This window comes from Salinimicrobium flavum, from assembly GCF_042684505.1.
GTDB classification, from domain to species: Bacteria; Bacteroidota; Bacteroidia; order Flavobacteriales; family Flavobacteriaceae; genus Salinimicrobium; species Salinimicrobium flavum.
In genome coordinates, this window is sequence record NZ_JBHULT010000005.1 from 123,862 (window position 1) to 139,821 (window position 15,960).

The 15,960-nt window shown below is 44.3% G+C and carries 14 protein-coding genes; 10 read left to right on the forward strand and 4 right to left on the reverse strand.

Going from position 1 to position 15,960, the window contains the following annotated elements:
• The first annotated feature begins 11 nt into the window (after window positions 1-11).
• From bglX to dnaG, 8 genes are all read left to right on the forward strand, one after another.
• Window positions 12-2,282, forward strand: coding sequence for a beta-glucosidase BglX (gene bglX / locus ACFSTG_RS01050; protein ID WP_380747594.1), 2,271 nt, complete (start codon window positions 12-14; stop codon window positions 2,280-2,282).
• A gap of 54 nt (window positions 2,283-2,336) precedes the next feature.
• On the forward strand, window positions 2,337-4,919 hold the full coding sequence (locus tag ACFSTG_RS01055) for a glycoside hydrolase family 2 TIM barrel-domain containing protein (protein WP_380747596.1): 2,583 nt from the start codon (window positions 2,337-2,339) through the stop codon (window positions 4,917-4,919).
• A 9-nt stretch (window positions 4,920-4,928) separates the two neighbouring features.
• Window positions 4,929-5,828 (forward strand): alpha/beta hydrolase, encoded by a 900-nt coding sequence (locus ACFSTG_RS01060; protein WP_380747598.1) that lies wholly within the window; start codon window positions 4,929-4,931, stop codon window positions 5,826-5,828.
• The gene (locus ACFSTG_RS01065; protein WP_380747600.1) at window positions 5,825-6,916 is read left to right on the forward strand and encodes a formylglycine-generating enzyme family protein; all 1,092 of its coding nucleotides are present in this window, start codon (window positions 5,825-5,827) and stop codon (window positions 6,914-6,916) included. The genes ACFSTG_RS01060 and ACFSTG_RS01065 overlap by 4 nt, the downstream gene beginning before the upstream one ends.
• Window positions 6,917-7,071: 155 nt before the next feature.
• Complete coding sequence (locus ACFSTG_RS01070) at window positions 7,072-7,641, forward strand: RNA polymerase sigma factor (RefSeq protein WP_380747602.1); 570 nt, start codon at window positions 7,072-7,074, stop codon at window positions 7,639-7,641.
• The gene (locus tag ACFSTG_RS01075) at window positions 7,622-8,320 is read left to right on the forward strand and encodes a hypothetical protein (protein ID WP_380747604.1); all 699 of its coding nucleotides are present in this window, start codon (window positions 7,622-7,624) and stop codon (window positions 8,318-8,320) included. The genes ACFSTG_RS01070 and ACFSTG_RS01075 overlap by 20 nt, the downstream gene beginning before the upstream one ends.
• A gap of 20 nt (window positions 8,321-8,340) precedes the next feature.
• Window positions 8,341-9,375, forward strand: coding sequence for a hypothetical protein (locus ACFSTG_RS01080; RefSeq protein WP_380747606.1), 1,035 nt, complete (start codon window positions 8,341-8,343; stop codon window positions 9,373-9,375).
• Window positions 9,376-9,470: 95 nt separating this feature from the next.
• On the forward strand, window positions 9,471-11,420 hold the full coding sequence (gene dnaG, locus ACFSTG_RS01085; RefSeq protein ID WP_380747608.1) for a DNA primase: 1,950 nt from the start codon (window positions 9,471-9,473) through the stop codon (window positions 11,418-11,420).
• Here dnaG and ACFSTG_RS01090 read toward each other — a convergent pair.
• Together ACFSTG_RS01090 and nadE are read right to left on the reverse strand one after the other, a co-directional pair.
• Entirely contained in the window at window positions 11,413-12,051 is a 639-nt protein-coding gene (locus ACFSTG_RS01090; RefSeq protein ID WP_380747610.1) for a response regulator, read from the reverse strand. The genes dnaG and ACFSTG_RS01090 overlap by 8 nt on opposite strands.
• A 140-nt stretch (window positions 12,052-12,191) precedes the next feature.
• Window positions 12,192-12,980, reverse strand: coding sequence for an NAD(+) synthase (nadE, locus tag ACFSTG_RS01095; protein ID WP_380747612.1), 789 nt, complete (start codon window positions 12,978-12,980; stop codon window positions 12,192-12,194).
• A 103-nt stretch (window positions 12,981-13,083) separates the two neighbouring features.
• Between nadE and gldB the strand changes: the two genes are divergently transcribed.
• Window positions 13,084-14,043, forward strand: a complete 960-nt coding sequence (gldB, locus tag ACFSTG_RS01100; protein WP_380747614.1) for a gliding motility lipoprotein GldB — start codon at window positions 13,084-13,086, stop codon at window positions 14,041-14,043.
• Window positions 14,043-14,378 (forward strand): gliding motility protein GldC, encoded by a 336-nt coding sequence (gene gldC, locus ACFSTG_RS01105; protein ID WP_380747616.1) that lies wholly within the window; start codon window positions 14,043-14,045, stop codon window positions 14,376-14,378. The genes gldB and gldC overlap by 1 nt, the downstream gene beginning before the upstream one ends.
• Before the next feature lie 27 nt (window positions 14,379-14,405).
• On the opposite strand, the gene yihA is transcribed toward gldC, so the two are convergent.
• Entirely contained in the window at window positions 14,406-15,011 is a 606-nt protein-coding gene (yihA, locus tag ACFSTG_RS01110) for a ribosome biogenesis GTP-binding protein YihA/YsxC (protein ID WP_380747618.1), read from the reverse strand.
• 9 nt (window positions 15,012-15,020) lie between these two features.
• Entirely contained in the window at window positions 15,021-15,785 is a 765-nt protein-coding gene (locus ACFSTG_RS01115) for an alpha/beta fold hydrolase (RefSeq protein ID WP_380747620.1), read from the reverse strand.
• Between the last annotated feature and the right edge of the window lie 175 nt (window positions 15,786-15,960).

The window sequence follows — 15,960 nt, forward strand, 5'->3', positions numbered from 1 at the left end:
ATTATCAAAAGATGAGAAATTATAAGCTGTTAGTCGCCGTTCTGTTTTTTATGGGATTTTCAAGTCTCCAGGCACAGGAAAAGATTCCGCAGGTGGAAGAATTGCTGGCCAAAATGACCCTTGAAGAAAAGATTGGTCAGCTTAACCTCCTCACTCCGGGGGGAGGCGTGGCTACAGGATCTGTAGTAAGTGAAGACGTAGAAAACAAGATCAGGGCCGGAAATGTTGGAGGGGTATTTGGTGTTTCCAGTCCTGCCCGGGTAAGACAGGCCCAGGAACTGGCCGTAAAGAATTCACGTCTTGGAATCCCATTGCTTATAGGAGCTGATGTGATTCACGGCTATAAAACGACTTTTCCCATTCCTCTTGGCCTTTCCTCCAGCTGGGACATGGAACTGATCAAAGAATCTGCAAAAATTGCTGCAAGAGAGGCTACTGCCGACGGGATCAACTGGAACTTTTCACCTATGGTAGATATCACCCGTGATCCGCGATGGGGCCGGTTTGCCGAAACTGCGGGTGAAGATCCCTTTTTAGGATCGGCGGTGGCAAAGGCTATGGTTGAAGGATACCAACAGGATGATCTTTCCAAACCTCACACAATGATGGCTACGGTAAAACATATGGCGTTATACGGTGCCCCCGAAGGTGGCCGCGATTATAATCGGGTGGATATGAGCCGTACCAAAATGTTCAATGAATACCTGCCTCCCTACAAAGCCGCAGTAGATGCCGGAGTAGGTAGTGTTATGACCTCCTTTAATGATATTGACGGAGTACCCGCTACCGGAAATAAATGGTTACTTACCGATCTCCTACGGGAACGTTGGGGCTTTGACGGCTTTGTGGTTTCCGATTATACTTCAGTAAACGAAATGATCGCCCATGGAATGGGTGATCTGCAGGATGTTTCAGCTTTAGCCCTTAAGGCAGGTCTTGATATGGACATGGTGGGAGAAGGTTTCTTGACCACCCTGAAAAAATCTGTTGAGGAAGGAAAGGTTTCCGAAGAAGAGATCACCACAGCAGCCAGAAGGATCCTGGAAGCCAAACATAAGATCGGACTTCTGGATGATCCCTACTTATACTCTGATGAAAGCAGGCCTGAAAAGGATATTCTGACCAAAGAAAACAGGGACTTTGCGCGTAAGGCGGCAGCTCATTCTTTTGTACTTTTTAAGAAGCATAACAATGCCCTGCCACTTGATAAGAATGCGAAAATAGCCTTGATTGGCCCGCTTGCAAATGACAAGAATAACATGCTGGGTACCTGGGCTCCAACAGGAGACCAGCAACTTTCTATCCCGGTACTTGAAGGTTTTAAAAATGTGGCGCCCAAAGCTGATATCACCTATGCCAAAGGAGCGAACATCAGCGACGACAGCACTTTTGCCAAAAAAGTGAACGTTTTTGGTCCACGCATCCAGATCTCTGAAGAATCTCCTGAGGAGATGTTGCAGGAGGCTCTAAGAATAGCGAACGCTTCAGATGTGGTGGTAGCCGTGGTTGGAGAAGCTTCCGAGATGAGTGGGGAAGCTGCCAGCCGCACAGACATTACCATTCCCGAGAGTCAGAAAAAGCTGATCAGGGAACTTGCAGCTACCGGAAAACCGGTAGTTTTAGTTCTTATGAGTGGTAGACCGCTTGATATTTCCGAAGAAATGGAACTACCGGTAACTATACTCCAGGTATGGCACCCGGGCGTGGAAGCCGGTAACGCCATCGCCGATGTGATCTTCGGGGATTACAATCCCTCAGGAAAGCTTACCGCTACCTGGCCGCGTAGTGTGGGACAGATCCCCATCTACTACGGTATGAGAAATACAGGAAGACCTGCGCCGGCTGACCGGTTTGAGAAATTCAAATCCAACTACCTGGATTCGCCAAATACTCCGTTGCTGCCATTTGGATATGGGTTGAGCTATACAGAGTTTGAATATTCTAATGTTAAGGCGAACAAGCAAACCCTTAAGGCCGGGGAAGAGATCACTCTCACCGCGACAGTTAAAAATACCGGAAATTACAACGGAGATGAGGTAGTTCAACTGTATATTAGTGACAAGGTAAGAAGCATTACTCCCCCTTTAAAAGAATTGAAAGGTTTTGAAAAGATCAGACTTCAAAAAGGGGAATCCAGAGAGGTTTCATTTACCATTACTGCCGATGATCTGAAATTCTATAACAGTCAACTGGAGTATGTCTTCGAACCGGGAGAATTTGAATTCTTTATTGGGGGAAGTTCAGACCATAAAATGACCGGATCTTTCGAACTGACCGAATAAGATGGTGGGGATCAAAGCAATTGTGTAAGAAAGCCGGGAAGTACAAGCCAGATCATGAGAGAATTATTATTTATCCTTTTCATAATTACAAGTCTTACATCTTTCGGCCAGCGAAATATTCAGAGTTTGAATTCTGCCTGGGAGTTCACTTCGGAAGTTCATCCGGAACAACTGGTGAACATTCCCCACACCTGGAATGCCGGGGACGCCTTCAGGGACGGTAAAGAATATTTCCGCGGAAAAGGAGTGTATAAAAAGACCTTTTTTGTCTCCGAAGAATGGAAAGACAACAGAGTGTTCTTGAAGTTTGAAGGCAGTAACCAGATCACAACGCTTTTCGTGAATGATCAACGCGTTGGCGAGCACAGGGGCGGGTATACAGGCTTTGTCTTCGACATTTCTGAAGCGCTGAAACCGGGTGACGAAAATAGGATCAGGATAGAGGTGGACAACAGTCACAACCCGGACATTCCTCCACTGGATGCCGACTTTAATTTTTACGGCGGAATCTATCGCGACCTTTGGTTGATCACCACGCCCAAAGTACACTTTGAATTGGCTAACGAAGCTGCAGGAAACCTGTTGATTAGAACCCCGGAAGTTTCTGAAGCAACCGGAAAACTGGAAATCGAAACCAAAATTGTCAACAGCAGTACCGAAAATAAAAAGACGGAGGTCAAAATTGATATTTTTGACCCGGATGGCAAACTCCTGAAATCGCTTCAAAAGAACGTCCATTTAAAAGCCGGAGAAACCAAAAAAGTGGATTTTGCCCACACTTTGAAAGATCCGGAATTGTGGTCTCCTTCTTCCCCGGAATTGTATCGCGCAGAAGCTTCGGTTTCTGCTGAAGGAATGAAAAATGACATTATAGACTCCAAATTCGGATTCCGCTGGTTTGAAGCCGATCCCGAAAAAGGATTTTTCCTCAACGGAAAACCGCTGAAATTAATTGGCGCCAACCGGCACCAGGATTTTGAGAACCTTGGCAACGCACTGCCAGATAAACTGCACCGCCGGGATTACGAGATGATAAGGGAAATGGGCGCTAATTTCATTCGGACCGCTCACTATCCGCAGGACCCCGAGGTATACAGGACCTGTGATGAACTGGGACTTCTTGTATGGAGCGAGATCCCGGTTATCAACGATGTTACCGATTCCGAAGCTTACTATGAGGTATCGCTAAAAATGCAGCGGGAGCAGATCCTGCAATTCTTCAACCATCCATCGGTAGTGATGTGGGGGTACATGAACGAGATCTTTATAAGGCTGGTGTTTAACGACAAGATGACCGAGGAGGAGAGAAAGGAAAAAATTCAAACTTCGGTAGAGTTGGCCGAAAAGTTGGAAAAGCTAACCAAAGATCTGGATCCTCATAGACTAAGCGTAATGGCCCTGCATGAAAATGAAATTTATAATACCTCTAAGATAGCAGAGCTCCCAGACGTTATAGGCTGGAACCTTTACATGGGCTGGTATGGCCCGGGGTTAGAAAACTTCGGAAAATTTCTCGATGAACAGCACGAGAGATATCCAAACCGGGCGCTATTCATTTCAGAATACGGTCCTGGCGCCGATGTTCGTAATCAAACGAATGATCCCAAACCCTGGGATTATTCTGAAGCCTATCAGTTAAAACTGCACCGCAGTTATATCAACCAGGTGCTGGAGCGGGATTTTGTGCTGGGAATGGCCGCCTGGAATTTTGCCGATTTCGGTTCGTCCTTCCGGCAGGACGCCATGCCCTATATCAACCAGAAAGGTCTGCTGAATATGGACCGCACCAAAAAGGACATTTATTATTATTACCAGGCCAGGCTTCTGGAGGAACCGGTAATTTATCTCGCCGGAAAGAATTTCACGGAAAGGTATCCCGAAAATGGATCAGAAAAGCTGCAATTTACGGTCTTCTCAAATGCTCCTGAAGTTATACTGGAGACAAACGGGCAGCAGTACACTTCTAAAGTAGAGGAAGGAATTGCCCTTTTTGAGATCCCGCTTCCGGAAGGTATACACAGGTTAACCGCAAAAACCGGTAAACAAAACTATTCTCGCGAGTTCGAAGTAAAGTACCGGGAAAATTTGCTTTCCCACCTGGAAAAAGATGACCTGTTGATCAACGTGGGGACGCATGTGCAGTACAAAGACCCCGTGACCAAAGAAGTGTGGATCAGCGACCGGGAATACCGGGAAGGTAGCTTCGGCTTTGTAGGCGGGGAAATTTACCAGAAGTCCAAAGACAAGTTCCAGGGCACGGCTTCAGACATACAGGGCACGGAGAATGATCCGTTGTTCCAGACCATGCGGGAAGGGATCGAGGCTTATAAATTTGATGTCAAAAAAGGAAAATACCGGGTGACCCTTTTATTCGCCGAACCTGAATATTCAGCTTCCGAAGAGAATATTTATAACCTTTCAGAAGTTTCCGAAGAAAAGGCTGCGGGGATCAGGAGCTTTGATATCAGCATCAATGGCGAAACCGTTAGAAAAGATCTGAACCTTGCGCGGGATTACGGGCGAATAAGGGCTGCAGAAATTTCTTTCATCGTTAGAACCGATGGCGGCCTTGAAGTTGACTTTGCCAATAATTTGGGGAAATCCTTACTTTCTGGCATCAAACTCGCAAAACTTTAAACCTTCAGCATGAAAAAGACCATTTTAATATTCCTTTTTCTCATTTGCTGTCAAAACTTTTTGGCGCAGGAAAAACTGGTGGACAGTCTTTACGGGGTAATGGAGGTTCAAACCGAAGTTTACGCCACAAAAGCCGGGGAAGATCTGATCGTGGACCTGTACAAGCCCGAGAAATCAAAAGAAAAAACTCCCCTGATCCTTTTTATGCATGGGGGAGGTTTTTCGGGTGGCAGTCCCAAAAATCCGCAGGAGGTGAAGTTTGCCAGGATCGCTGCTGCAAAAGGCTATACGGTGGGGTTGATCTCCTACCGGTTAACCCGAAAAGATCAGTCCTTTGGCTGTGATTTTGAAGCCGAAGGTAAGATCGAAACTTTCAAGTTTGCTGCCGAAGATTTCATGGATGCAGTTGCCTTCATGAAAAACAATTCAGAAAAATTCAGCATAGATCCAGACAAGATTATCGTGGGCGGCAGTAGTGCAGGAGCAGAAGCCGTATTGAATGCCGTTTACAATCCTGAACTTATGTTTCAGGATTCTGAAAAGTACCGGGATATCAAATTTTCAGCGGTCATCTCTCTTGCCGGGGCTTTGGTGGATGTGCGTTACCTGACTCAGGAAAATGTTGTTCCCGGGATTTTCTTTCATGGAACTGCCGACAATCTTGTGCCTTATGGTAGCGCCTCCCATCACTATTGCGAAAATGAGCAACCGGGGTACCTGATCCTGGATGGCTCAAAAAGCATTGTTCAAAAACTGGAGGAGCTGGAGACTTCCTTTTTGCTCTACAGTTTTGAGGATGCGGGTCATGAGATCTCTGGAATGCCCTTTGATCATTTGCAGCAGGTCTTTAGATTTCTGAATTCAGTGGTTTTCAACAATCAAAAAATTCAGTCAAAAATCACTTTATGAAGACCCTTTTAAAATGCCTTTTTTTAATAGCCTTTCTCCCGGTTCTTTCCTGTAAGGAAGAACAAAGATCTTCCTCCCAACCGGAAGAGATCACAAAAAAACCCGAAGGAATAAAAACTCCCGAAGGCATGGTATGGATCCCCGGCGGGAAGTTTATGCAGGGCGCCGTAGAAAGAGACTCCATGGCCATGAACCATGAGAAACCGGCTCACCCCGTAAAGGTTGACGGTTTTTTTATGGATGAAGCCGAAGTCACCAACGCCCGGTTCAAAAAATTTATAGACGCTACAGGTTACGTGACTGTAGCCGAGCGGGAAATAAACTGGGAAGAACTAAAAAAACAGGTGCCTACCGGAACTCCCAAGCCACCCGATTCCCTCCTCCAACCCGGTTCCCTTGTCTTTAAAAAACCCGGGCAGGAAGTCACAAATCTGTTTGATTTCTCACAGTGGTGGGAATGGAAGATAGGGGCGAACTGGAAACATCCGCAGGGCCCTGGAAGTTCTATAGAAGGAAAAGAGGATTTTCCAGTAGTACACGTAGCTTTCGAAGATGCCGCCGCCTATGCTGAGTGGGCAGGTCGCAGTCTGCCTACCGAGGCCGAATGGGAATATGCGGCAAGAGCCGGCAAGGAAGAGGAGATCTTCTTTTGGGGAAGTGATGCTTCAAAACTCAGTGAAATGGCCAATACCTGGAACGGCGAGTTCCCAACTGAAAACATTCTGACCGATGGGTATGAAGGTGGCGCCCCGGTAAAATCTTTTCCTCCAAATGATTTTGGTTTGTATGATATGGCCGGTAACGTGTGGGAATTCACGAATGACTGGTATAATGTGAATTATTATAAGGAAGCAAAAACGCAGGGTTTGCAAATTAATCCGCAGGGACCGAAGAGGCCTTTTAACCCGCACAATCTGCAGGTACCCGAAAAGGTCATTAAAGGAGGTTCATTTTTATGCCATGACTCCTATTGTTCGAGCTTCAGGATCTCTGCCAGGATGCAGACCTCCCTGGATTCTTCGCACGAACACCTGGGATTCAGGACCGTAGCAAAACCTGTAATGCTACAAGAGAAAATTAGGAATTGAAAAATTTTTTCAAAACCAATTTTGATTAACAGATAAATACCATCCCCAGATCTTTTAGGGGTCATCAACTATCTGGAAAAAAAATCCAGCCGTCAGGCAACCTTTTGTAACTTATCTTCGTCTATATAAATAGAAGGCCTTCAAAAATCTTACGGGTGAAAGTAATTCAACTTTTCAGGAATGAATCTCAGCTTATAAAAAGTGCTGCCAAAAACAACCGGGAGGCACAGCGGAGGCTTTATGAACGGCATTCGGGAAAGATGCTCAGCATTTGCAGGCAATATGTAAAAGATCTTCAATACGCTGAAGAGGTGATGCTTACCGGATTTTTCAAAGTCTTCACCCATCTTCAGGATTTCAAAGGGGAAGGGAGCTTTGAAGGCTGGATGCGAAAGATCATGATACGGGAGGCCATAAGTTTCCTGCGAACACAAAAGAAAGTGGAATTCTGTGATGAAAATATTGAAGAAAACGGCGGCTCAACAGATCCTGTAACTTCAGAATTTAGTGCTGCCCATATCCAGGAGATGATAGACAACCTTCCCGAAGGTTATAAAATGGTCTTTTTACTGTATGCAGTAGAAGGATATAAACATTCAGAAATAGCAAAAATGCTGAAGATATCAGAAGGTACTTCGAAATCTCAGCTTTTCAAGGCCAGGAAGATGTTAAAGGAGAAATTGGAATTAGAAAAAAACACAGCTTATGATACCGGAAAATTTTGACGAGCAGGTACGAAGACAACTGGGTAAGCGGGAAATTAAACCTTCTGCCGAAAGCTGGGAGAAACTTGAGGTTCGCCTGGAGCACAAAAAGAAAAAGCCGGTTCTCCATTTCTGGTGGATAGGAGGGGCCGCAGCCATCGCAGTGATCTTCTTTACCCTGGGTACTTTCTTTCAAAACCCTGCTGCGGAAGGACCTTCGGTGGTAATTGAAGAACCTTCAAAAGAAAAATTTAAAATCACAGAAACTCCCGAAGAGATAATAATTGCTGCTGAAGATCTGAATGTTCCGGAAACCCCGGTCACTCAAAAAATTGAATCCCTTCCGGAGAAAAACACTGCGGAAAACACTTTTTCGAAAACCCTGGCCCTAACAGATCCTGTCCCGCAAACCCTTCCGCAGAAAGAAGAAGAGGAAGTGGCGCCGCAGATGATTGACGAAACCCGTGCCGGGAACCTGAATACAACTGAAGTTTCTGATGCTGAGGTGGAGGCGCTGCTGCAAAAGGCAGGGGACCAGTTAAGGAGGGAGCAGGCTTATGCAGTGAAAACCGTAAATGCAGAGCGGCTGCTGGATGAAGTGGAATATGAGCTGGAGCAGAACTTTAGACATAAGGTCTTTGAGGTACTAAAAGAAGGCTTCACCAAAGCCAAAACCGCCGTAGCGAATAGAAATCATTAAATCAAAATCATCAATCTATCATGAAAAAAACTACCATTTATTTACTGCTATTTATTTTTAGCTTGGGGATTCCATCTTTGCAGGCCCAGGAAGAGACTCCTGCAGAGAAGATCGAAAAACTGGAAAAAGAGAAGGAAAAGATCATTGCAGAGGAAAAAGAGGCCCTTAAAAAAGAGGTGGAAAAGATCAATCTTCGCCTTGAGAAGAAGGAGATCGATTGGGAGAAGGCTGAAGAGCTAAAAAGTGAAGCCGCTAAAAAACACGCGCTAAATATTGAGAACCGCGTAGCGATAATTGATAACCAGATCGCACTTTTATCGCGGGACGGGAAAGAAAAAGACCCGGACCGGGAGAACGACGAATGGGGTGACGATGATGATGATGATGAGGATGATTGGCACTATAAAAGCCATTACAGCCGTACTACTACCCATCTCGTGGTCGCCGTAGGTTTCAATAATGCTTTGCTGGAAGATCAATCCCTTAATGATTCAGATTTCAAGATTGGAGGGAGCCGGTTTTTCGAATTAGGAATGGCATGGAAAACCCGTGTTTTCGAGCAGTCGAACTGGTTAAGGCTTAGGTACGGATTCTCCTTTCAGTTCAACGGATTGAAACCAACAGATAACCGGTATTTCGTAGAGAACGGTGATCTTACTCAGCTGCAGGAGCATGAGCTGGATCTCGATAAATCTAAATTCAGAATGGATAATCTGGTCTTCCCGGTGCACTTTGAATTGGGGCCTTCTAAAAAGATCGAAACTGAGAGAAGCGTGTGGTTCTCCACCCGAAACCAGCTTAGAATTGGGCTGGGAGGCTACGCCGGATTCAATATTGGGCAACGCCAAAAATTGAAATTTGAGGAAAACGGTGAAAAAGTCAAGCAAAAACTTAAAGCGGGCTACAACACCAATGAATTTATTTACGGGCTTAGCGGTTATCTTGGTTGGGGAGGCACAGCTCTGTATGTCAAATATGATCTTAATCCCATCTTTGATGACCCCAACCCTGAACTGCGAAATGTGTCGCTGGGTTTGCGCTTTGATGTAAATTAATTTTAAGAGGGTGGATTGGCTAAAGAGGGTCTTTTAATGAAGACCCTTTTTCTATTTTTATACTTACATTTGAGAAATTTTCCGCAGCAAATCATTTGATCTCAAAAAATACCATAGACCGAGTTTTTGAAGCCTCCCGGGTAGAGGAGGTGTTGGGTGATTTCGTGAACCTCAAGAAATCAGGCAGTAATTATAAAGGCTTAAGTCCCTTTAGTGAAGAACGTACCCCGAGTTTTATGGTTTCTCCCGTCAAGCAGATCTGGAAGGATTTCTCCAGTGGAAAAGGGGGGAATGTAGTTGCTTTCCTAATGGAGCACGAACATTTCACCTATCCTGAAGCTATAAAATACCTCGCTAAAAAATACAACATCGAGGTGGAGGAGACAGAGCAGAGTCAGGAACAAAAGGAACAGGCAGATGAGAGGGAAAGCATGTATCTGGTCTCAGAATTTGCCGCCAAATATTTCCAGCACAATCTCCTGAAAACAGATCTGGGAAAGGCTATTGGCCTGAGTTATTTTAAAGAACGGGGATTCTCTGATGAGACTATTAAAAAATTCGGATTAGGCTACTGTCTGGACGAATGGAGTAATTTTACTTCGGAAGCTTTAGGGAAAGGGTATAAGCTGGAATACCTTGAAAAGACCGGCTTAACGATTGTAAAGGAAGAGAAGCAGTTCGACCGTTTTAAAGGGCGGGTTATGTTTCCCATCCAGTCCATGTCGGGCAGGGTGTTGGGTTTTGGAGGAAGGATCTTAACCAACGATAAGAAGGCCGCAAAATACCTGAACAGCCCTGAGAGTGAGATCTATCACAAGAGTAAAGTGCTCTATGGGATCTATCATGCCAAACAGGCCATTGCAAAAGAGGATAACTGTTTTCTGGTTGAAGGTTATACAGATGTCATCCAGTTCAACCAATCTGGGATAGAGAATGTGGTATCTTCATCTGGAACGGCCCTGACTCCCGAGCAAATTAGATTGATCAACAGGTTGACCAAAAATATCACTGTTCTATTTGACAGTGACGCGGCAGGACAGCGAGCTTCCATTCGCGGAATAGATCTTATCCTGGAACAGGGAATGAACGTGAAAGTCTGTGCTTTTCCGGAAGGAGAGGACCCCGACAGTTTCGCGAAAAAGAATTCCGAAGAGGATATAAGGCTATACCTTAAGAACAATTCCAAGGATTTTATCAATTACAAGGCTTCCCTCCTTATGGAGGAGGCCAAGAATGATCCGGTGAAAAAAGCGTCCCTTATCAGGGATATGGTGACCAGCATTTCAAAGATCCCAGATCATATTCAGCAGGAGGTGTATGTGCAGGAAACTTCCCGTATTATGGATATTTCTGAAGATGTGATCTTCTCCACGCTTGCACAATTGGCAGGAGCTACCGGAAAGCAGGTTCCAAAAAAGACGAAGTCATTTGAAGTGGTACGGGATGATCCTGCTCCCCGCGAAAAGGTGGATGAACTGTATGTGCTTGAAAAGACCATTATCAGTTTGTTGTTGCTTTACGGTTCTGTAGAGGAAGAATTTGAAGACCTGGTCCTTAAGACCGATGAAAAAGGGGAAATGATTCTGGAGCCTGAGGTGCAGAAATCAAAAGTGTATGAGAAAGTCTTTCTCGATCTGCAGGAAGATGAAGTGGCCTTCGCAAATGAGAATTTCAGGAAGATCTACCAGCAGGTAATAGGAAAGTACCAGGAAGATGAAAATTTCTCGATTGACAATTTTGTAAATGAAATGGCTGTTGAAAATGCTTCGGAAGTGACCAACATCCTCATGGAAGAGGAGCAGTATGTATTGCACGACTGGGAACGCATGGAGATCTTTGTAAAAGAGAAGAAAGAAGGCATAGGCAGGCTGGTCAATGAAACCATACTTTCCCTGCGCAGATACCTGGTGAACCGAAAAATAAATGAGCTCAACCAGGAAGTAAAGGATGCACCTCCCGAAGAATCACCGGGGATCCTTCAGGATATCATGGATTATATTTCCCTTAAAAAGGTGCTTTCCAACAAGCTCAACCGCGTTATGTAGTTCTTAACTGCAGTAATCTGGACTGGTTGATAAGGTCAGCAAGGTTATCTACCCGCAGCTTCTTCAAAAGACGGGTTTTATAAGTGCTCACGGTTTTCTCATTAATGTCTAATGCCTCTGCAATATCCTTGTTCCTTTTACCGGTTGAAAGCAGGTTCAAAACCTCGATTTCACGGGTGGATAACTTTTTGTAGCGTGAAACCAGATTATTGGAACGGGAAGACCCTGAATTGATCTTGTCACTTATTTCCTTGTTGAGATAAATACCACCACGAGCCACCTGGTGCACAGCTTCCTTAAGGATCTCTGTAGATGCTGTTTTTGAAAGATATGCAGCAGCCCCTGCTTTTATAGCATTTAGAGCGTACATTTCTTCAGGATGGCAGCTAAGGATAAGTATCTTGGTACCCGGATTTTCGGCCTTAATAGTTCGCAAAGCGGTTATGCCGTTAATATCTGGCAGGTCTATTTCAAGGATGAGAACATCCGGATTTTTATTGCGCAGCGTTTTAAAAAGATCTTTCCCGTTTGTCACTTTTCCGACAACTTCGTAAACCCCTTCTCTTTCCAAAAGAGAAGAAATGCCCATGCGGGTGATGGGGTGATGATCAGCAATTAGAATCTTAGTCATTGTTTGAATTTTAGCACAAAGAATTTCATTTGTGAGGGTCTTGTAAAATTCTGATTGTTAGTTTTTATAAGAGTCTACAGGGGGAGAATGAAAGATACAGCCTTATTTTATTTTATTATAATCTTTTCGACAAAGTACCTTTATTTTAGATGAACAGGGATCTCGCAAACGGGAATAGGTTCCATCTTGTGCTTGTTGGCCCTGTTCCTGGTTTTGAAGATCCTGAAAACCTCTTTTTCCCTTCCGGTAAAATCCTCTTCATTTTTTCCTTCTTCGGCCTTTTTCATGGCCCACTCCAGTTCATTGTAAGAAGCTCCAATCTGGTCCTCATCACTTCGGCTGTCGCCAAAGAGCCCATCTGTTGGAGCTGCTCCCACTATTTCTTCAGAAATGTTGAGTTTTCTTGCGATCTCATACACTTCACTCTTCATTAGATCGGCAATTGGGCTGAGATCAACCCCGCCGTCACCGTATTTGGTAAAAAACCCTACCCCGAAATCCTCCACTTTGTTTCCGGTACCTGCGACGAGATATTTGTGCAGTCCTGCAAAATAGTAAAGTGTGGTCATCCTTAGTCTTGCCCTTGTATTTGCCAGGGAAAGTTCAAGATCAGGGCTTTCCTCCACATGTGGAACAGAACTTTTGAACTGCTCAAATACCTGTGTAAGGTTGACCTGTATATTGGTTACGTTTGCAAATTGCTTCTTAAGGCCGAGAATATGACTTTGGGCCCTGGTCACCTGTGAGGGTGCCTGGTGGATAGGGATCTCTACACAAAGAGTGCGAAGCCCTGTCCTGGCACAAAGAGCAGATACTACTGCAGAATCAATCCCTCCACTTATACCGAGCACAAATCCGTTCATGTTTGCTTTTGATGCATAATCTTTTAACCATTGAACAATGTGATCAATAACTTTTTCAGTTTGCATAAGTGGGCTGTTTAAGCTGGAAACAATATCTTTGTTAACAAAAATAAACTTTAGTCTTAATTAAAATCCATAGTCTGAGTTAAACCCTTCTTAATTCTTGTTAATGCTGAAAAAACTAACTTTTTTGGGGATCTTTTTTCTCCTTTTATCTTGTTCTGAAGAAGATAAAAGAGCTGAAGAGATAGCTAAAATTCCGGTAGAAGTAAAGATCACCCGCTTTGATAAGCGGTTCGCTTCTGCTACGGCCGATAGCCTTCCCGATTTAAAAAAAGATTTCCCCTTCCTTTTTCCTATGAACTACCCCAATATAGTGTGGGTGGAAAAAATGACCGATACCATTCAGCTGGAATTGAATGAAGCGGTTGCTGCCCGGTTTCCCGATCTGGATCAAACCGAAAAGGAACTGCATGAGCTTTTTCAGCATATAAAATACTATTTCCCTGAAGCCCGTATCCCAGAGGTCGTTACCCTTACCTCAGACGTTGATTACCGTAACAAGGTGGTTTGGACCGGCGACCTGTTATTGATAGCGCTAGACACCTATTTAGGGGCAGAACATCCGTTATATGTGGGTATACAGGATTACATAAGGAAAAATTTTCAGAAAGACCTGATAGTGTCTGATGTGGCAGCGGCTTTCGCAGAGACTAAAGTTAAGTCGCCTGCTTCGCGTACGTTCCTCGCTAATATGATCTATTATGGCAAGATTCTTTATCTGAAGGATCTGATTATTCCATTCAAAACCGATGCAGAAAAAATAGGGTACACTCCCACGGAAATTGAATGGGCGAGTGCAAACGAGGAACAAATATGGAGATATTTTGTTGAAAAAGAACTTCTGTTCTCCACCGATTCTGAACTGGCAACCAGGTTCCTTTATCCTTCGCCTTTTTCAAAGTTCTACCTGGAGCTGGACAATGAAGCACCGGCAAGGTTGGGGCAGTTTACCGGCTGGCAGATCGTAAGGCAGTATATGGACCGCAACGGCGGTAGCCTGGAAGAAATGTTGCAGGCAGACGCAGAAACCATTTTTAATAAATCAAATTATAAACCAAAGAAATAATGGCTATAGTTAAGAAATCAAACATAAACATCAATGTATCCCTTGACGAGAACAGGGTGCCCGAAGAATTGCACTGGAGTGCAGAAGACGGAGGAGTGGAAAACCAGGAGGCCAAGGCTATGATGCTCTCGGTCTGGGATGCTGAACAAAAAGAAACCCTGAAGATAGACCTGTGGACGAAAGATATGCCGCTTGATGATATGAAAATGTTCTTCCATCAGACGCTGGTTACCATGAGCGACTCATTTTACAGGGCTACCCAGGATGAAAAAATGAGGGATACCATGAAAGATTTCTGCGAATTCTTTGCAGATAAGATGGACCTGAAAAAGTAAACCCGGGTCTTTTTAGTGGTGGGGGAGTTATTCGGGCTTGAACTGCTGGTTGATGCTGTCAATGTAGTCGAGGACTTCATCCCTGCCTGTACCGTTTGAGGAGGAGGTGACAAAATATTGTGGCATTTCTGTCCAGGTCTCCAGCATTTTTGCCTGATAGTTGTTCAGGTTTCTCTCGAGGGCTTTAGGCTTCAGTTTATCTGTTTTGGTAAATATAATACAGAAAGGGATTCCATGTTCCCCTAGATACTGCATAAACTCCAGATCAATAGCCTGTGGACTATGCCGACTGTCTATTAGAACGAATGCGCAAAGCATTTGTTCGCGCTTTTCGAAGTAGGCAGTGATGAACTTTTGAAAGGTCTTTTTAGCGGTTTTGGAAACCCTTGCATATCCGTAACCGGGGAGATCTACAAGATACCAGCTGGCATTGATCAAAAAATGATTTATGAGTTGGGTCTTTCCCGGCCTGCCTGATGTTTTCGCCAGGTTCTTTCGGTCTGTAAGCATGTTGATAAGAGAAGACTTACCTACATTACTGCGACCAATAAAAGCATATTCGGGTAGCCTGGAGTCTGGACATTTCGAGACTTCAGAGTTACTTATAACGAATTCTGCGGTTTTAATTTTCATTTCCAGAAGCTATAGGTTCCGGGCGGTCAACCATTTGTAGAGGATCTCATTAAAGGCATCGGGGTGTTCCATCATGGCAGCATGCCCACATTTCTCGATCCAGTAAAGATCGGCATCGGGCAGCAGACGATAAAAATCCTCAGCTACTTCAGGAGGGGTGACATTGTCATTTCGGCCCCAGATGATGCAGGTTGGAGTATGCATCTTGGGCAGGTCTTTAGACATGTTATGTCTAATAGCACTTTTTGCTATTGCCAGGGTCTTGATAAGTTTATTTCGGTCGTTTACCGTCTCAAAAACATCGTCTACGATCTCTTTGGTGGCAATTTTGGGATCGTAAAAAACATTCTCAGCTTTTTTACGAATGTATTCGTAATCCCCCCGCTTAGGATAACTTTCTCCCATCGCGCTTTCATAAAGACCGGAGCTTCCGGTGATCACAAGGGCTTTAACGAGTTCCGGGTACATCTTGGTGCCAAGTAAGGCGATGTGGCCCCCAAGGGAATTTCCCAACAGGATGACATCCTTGTAACCTTTCAGTTCCAGGAATTCCCTAAGGTATTTTGCAAAGTTGGCAACGCTGGTTTTTAAAAGAGAGAGATCGTAAAGAGGTAGTTCAAGAATGACGACTTTGTATCCGTTCTTCGGAAAGAAATCCATCACTCCCTCAAAATTACTCAGTCCTCCCATCAACCCGTGAAGAATGATAATTGGTCTGCCTTCTCCTTCTTCTACATAGCTGAATTTGCCGTCTTCCCTTAAATTATTTTTCATTGATTGCCTTTGCTGTTAGCTTCGCAAATATAGCGATTATGATACAAGTATAAAGATTTTAGCTTATTCTCTTATTTATTAGCCCGCTAATTTTAATTTTTTATAAACAATCCTACTGCCGGATTTTGAGTTTTTTTTAACAAATTATAAATACAACTAAAAGTCCTTCAATTAG

What these genes read in the sequence shown, in the direction of transcription:
- gldC (WP_380747616.1), top strand. Translation starts at nt 14,043, where the DNA reads ATGGCTATAGTTAAGAAATCAAACATAAACATCAATGTATCCCTTGAC.
- ACFSTG_RS01065 (WP_380747600.1), top strand. Translation starts at nt 5,825, where the DNA reads ATGAAGACCCTTTTAAAATGCCTTTTTTTAATAGCCTTTCTCCCGGTT.
- ACFSTG_RS01080 (WP_380747606.1), top strand. Translation starts at nt 8,341, where the DNA reads ATGAAAAAAACTACCATTTATTTACTGCTATTTATTTTTAGCTTGGGG.
- ACFSTG_RS01055 (WP_380747596.1), top strand. Translation starts at nt 2,337, where the DNA reads ATGAGAGAATTATTATTTATCCTTTTCATAATTACAAGTCTTACATCT.
- yihA (WP_380747618.1), bottom strand. Translation starts at nt 15,011, where the DNA reads ATGAAAATTAAAACCGCAGAATTCGTTATAAGTAACTCTGAAGTCTCG.
- bglX (WP_380747594.1), top strand. Translation starts at nt 12, where the DNA reads ATGAGAAATTATAAGCTGTTAGTCGCCGTTCTGTTTTTTATGGGATTT.
- ACFSTG_RS01075 (WP_380747604.1), top strand. Translation starts at nt 7,622, where the DNA reads ATGATACCGGAAAATTTTGACGAGCAGGTACGAAGACAACTGGGTAAG.
- ACFSTG_RS01060 (WP_380747598.1), top strand. Translation starts at nt 4,929, where the DNA reads ATGAAAAAGACCATTTTAATATTCCTTTTTCTCATTTGCTGTCAAAAC.
- nadE (WP_380747612.1), bottom strand. Translation starts at nt 12,980, where the DNA reads ATGCAAACTGAAAAAGTTATTGATCACATTGTTCAATGGTTAAAAGAT.
- ACFSTG_RS01090 (WP_380747610.1), bottom strand. Translation starts at nt 12,051, where the DNA reads ATGACTAAGATTCTAATTGCTGATCATCACCCCATCACCCGCATGGGC.
- gldB (WP_380747614.1), top strand. Translation starts at nt 13,084, where the DNA reads ATGCTGAAAAAACTAACTTTTTTGGGGATCTTTTTTCTCCTTTTATCT.
- ACFSTG_RS01115 (WP_380747620.1), bottom strand. Translation starts at nt 15,785, where the DNA reads ATGAAAAATAATTTAAGGGAAGACGGCAAATTCAGCTATGTAGAAGAA.